The following is a 3,154-nucleotide window of genomic DNA, read 5'->3' on the forward strand; positions in this document are numbered from 1 at the left end:
GCCCTGCTGGACCGGTAGCATCGAGATCGCACCGCTGCCCGGCGGCCTGAGCAACGCGAATTATGTGGTCACGGAACATCCCTGGTTTGCTGGGCTTCGACAAGGCGCCGTGAACAGCGCAACGATGGCGGGAGAAACGTAAATGATCTCGTCGGTGCGGGACGCCAGGATCGGTATCCCGCACCGCACCGACGAGCCCCTTGGCCAGGTTTTTGAGCCCGGCATCCGCCCCCGCGGATCTGAAAATTCCTTGAACAGGCACGTTTCCAAACGGCCTGATCGCTGAGTTGCGGCACTGCCCCCAGTCGCAGATCTGAAGACTATTGATGTGTTCGATTTCACGCCAGGGCTGCCCGCTTGTCAATAAAAAGGTGTGACTTTTTTTGGGTATTTTGCCCGAAAGCGTAAGGTAGTTCCTTTAAAAGCACTTGAATTACCTTAAAATCGGTCAGGAGCATCAGTTCGGGAAACCAGATGGCCCAGTCCAAACGACACGGCGAGATCCTGCGGCTCCTGCAGGAAGAGGGCACCGTCACCATCGCCAGTCTGGCCGACCGGCTGGGCGTGTCGCTCGAGACGGTGCGCCGCGACGTCAAGCCACTGACTGGTGATGGCTCTGTCCTCAAGATGCATGGCGCCATCGGCCTGCCGTCGATGATCGGCGAAGCGCCGTTCGAGCGGCGTATGCGTGAGAACGCCGACGCCAAGCGCGTCATTGCCCGCATGGTCGCCGCCACCATACGCGACGGCGAATCGATCATGCTCGACACCGGCACGACGACCTCGTTCCTTGCGCGTGAACTGCTCGGCCACCGGCGCCTGACGGTCGTCACCAATTCCTCGGATATTGCCCGCACCCTGGCCACCATCAACGGCAACAAGGTCTATATGGCGGGCGGCGAGCTGCGCAGCGATTCCGGCGCTGCTTTCGGTGCCTCGGCGATTGATTTTGTCAGTCGTTTTTCGGTCAGCCACGCCATCATTTCCACCGGCGGCGTCGACGCGGTGATGGGCGTCATGGATTTTGATCTGGATGAGGCCGAGTTCGCCCGCATGGTGCTGTCGCGCGGCCAGCGGTCCCTCGTCATCACCGATCACTCGAAATTCGGCCGTCTTGGTCTGGTCCAGGTCTGCGGCTTCGACAGCTTTTCCGAACTCGCCACCGACCGCTCGCCGCCGCACGACCTGGCTGCCGCCCTGGCCCAGGCCGGCGCGCGGCTCAGCATCGCCGGCGAGGAAGCCGGGTTCTAGCCGAACACAAGCGACTGGTGGGCGCAGACGCCCGCAAAGGTGCCACCCGATACCGCAAAGGCAATATTGTGCATCGAACGTGCCGCGTCGCCGGCGGCGTAGACGCCGGGCACGGTCGTCTGCTGCCTGTCATCGACTGATATCACCGGGCCGAGGAGGCCTTCGGTGAAGCCGCAGCCGAGCTGTTCGGCCAGCGGGCTGGCCATGATGTTGCGCGGCGCGGTGAACATCGCCCTGACGCCGGCCTTTCGGCTATCGTCGAGGTGGACGATCAACCCGCCGGAGCCGTCTTCCCTTAGCTCGGCAACGCTGGTGGGCTCAAACCGCACCTTTCGGCTCTCCAACGCGCGCATCTGATCTGTGTCGGGTTCGAACAGACCATTGCCGAACAGTGTGACATCACCCCAATCGGCGATCAGCTGTGCCTGATGCAGGGACATCGGGCCGGTTGCGAGCACGCCGAGCGGCCCGCCGGAAACCTCGTAGCCGTGGCAATAGGGGCAGTGCAGCACGCTCCTGCCCCAGAGCTCGGCAAGCCCGGCAACCTCCGGCAGGATATCGCGCACCCCGGTGGCCAGCACCAATCGTGCGGCACCGAATGTCTCGTCGCCATCGGTGGTGATTTCGAAATCGCTGCTGCCGGCGGCAACGGCCTTGTCGGCGCGCCCGTCGACAACCCTGGCTGTCGGGTAGGCCAGCAGCTGCCGCCTTGCGTCAGCCAGGATTGCGCCAGGCGCGCGCCCGTCATGTCCGAGGAAGCCGTGCGAATGCTCGGCAAAGCGGTTGCGCGGCTGGCCGGCGTCGATCACCAGCACTTTGCGTCCTGCCCGCGCCACCTGGATGGCGGCGGACAGGCCGGCAAAGCTGCCGCCGATGACGGCAAGATCATACTGCATGGCTGGAGACTCCAATGAGATCAAAACGGCGGCGGAAATCGGCGGTCAGGTCGGCCAGCGTGATGCGGCTCAGCTTCTCCGCCAGCAGCCTTTCGGCGGCGATGCGAAAATCGTCGAGGACGGCGATCACCGCCTGCTCGACGAGGCAGCCGGGGCTTTCCGGCTCTGTGCTGAACGGCAGCAGCGTCTCGCCAAGGGCGACGCTGATCTCGGCCAGGGATATTTTCTCGGGCGCCCGCCCGAGCAGCCAGCCGCCACCGTGCCCGCGCGACGAGGTGACGATGCCGGCATCGCGCAAGCCTGCGATGGTGCGGCGGACCACAACCGGATTGGTGTGGATGAAGGTGGCAAGCTGCTCGGAGGTCAGCGCCTGTTCGGGCTTCTCGGCCATGTGGACGAGAATGTGCAAGGTCGAGGACAGTCGGCTGTTGCGTTTCATGTAACTTAGTTAGTTACGATTGGCGAAGCCGTCAAGTGTTCGCCGGTTGCCACTTCCCAGCATCGCGTCCGCCGTGTTTAGTCCGGCCATGGCTTTCACCATCCGCCAGTTGCAGTTCTTCATCGCCGTCGCCGAGCAAGGCACGGTTTCGGGCGCCGCGCAGAACCTGTCAATCTCGCAGTCGTCGGTCACCGAAGCGATCAAGGAGCTCGAAAGCGATCTCGGCGTCGAACTGTTCGAACGCCATCCGCGTGGCCTCAACATCACCCACAAGGGCCACCAGTTCCTGCGCCACGCGACGAAAATCCTCGCGGACGTTTCCGACGCGCGCCGCTCTTTCTCCGGCGAGCAGGCGGTGGCGGCCGGCCGGCTGCAGCTCGGCGTCACCTCGCTGGTTGCCGGTTATGTGCTGTCGGATCTGCTCGCCCGCTACCGTCGCGCCTATCCCGGCGTCGAGGTCTCTGCCATCGAGGACAATGGCGATTATCTCGAACACCTCCTGATTGGCGGCAAGCTCGACATTGCCGTCATGGTCACCTCCAATTTGCGCGACCGCACCGCGTTGCAG

The 3,154-nt window shown here is 63.8% G+C and carries 4 protein-coding genes; 2 read left to right on the forward strand and 2 right to left on the reverse strand.

Features of this window, described 5'->3' with window-relative positions; translation table 11 throughout:
• Window positions 1-474: 474 nt before the first annotated feature.
• A complete protein-coding gene (locus EN984_RS28100) occupies window positions 475-1,251 on the forward strand; it encodes a DeoR/GlpR family DNA-binding transcription regulator (protein ID WP_027039687.1) in 777 nt (258 codons plus the stop codon).
• Here EN984_RS28100 and EN984_RS28105 read toward each other — a convergent pair.
• Both EN984_RS28105 and EN984_RS28110 read right to left on the reverse strand, forming a co-directional pair.
• Window positions 1,248-2,147 (reverse strand): NAD(P)/FAD-dependent oxidoreductase, encoded by a 900-nt coding sequence (locus EN984_RS28105; protein ID WP_127267467.1) that lies wholly within the window; start codon window positions 2,145-2,147, stop codon window positions 1,248-1,250. The two genes, EN984_RS28100 and EN984_RS28105, sit on opposite strands and share 4 nt — an antisense overlap.
• Window positions 2,137-2,586 (reverse strand): Rrf2 family transcriptional regulator, encoded by a 450-nt coding sequence (locus EN984_RS28110; protein WP_024503367.1) that lies wholly within the window; start codon window positions 2,584-2,586, stop codon window positions 2,137-2,139. Before EN984_RS28110 ends, EN984_RS28105 begins: the two co-directional genes overlap by 11 nt.
• A gap of 88 nt (window positions 2,587-2,674) precedes the next feature.
• Between EN984_RS28110 and EN984_RS28115 the strand changes: the two genes are divergently transcribed.
• A partial coding sequence (locus EN984_RS28115) for a LysR family transcriptional regulator (RefSeq protein ID WP_164765699.1) occupies window positions 2,675-3,154 on the forward strand: 480 nt, incomplete at its 3' end.

Origin of the sequence: Mesorhizobium sp. M7A.F.Ca.CA.004.12.1.1 (assembly GCF_003997835.1) — a bacterium.
Lineage (GTDB): Bacteria > Pseudomonadota > Alphaproteobacteria > Rhizobiales > Rhizobiaceae > Mesorhizobium.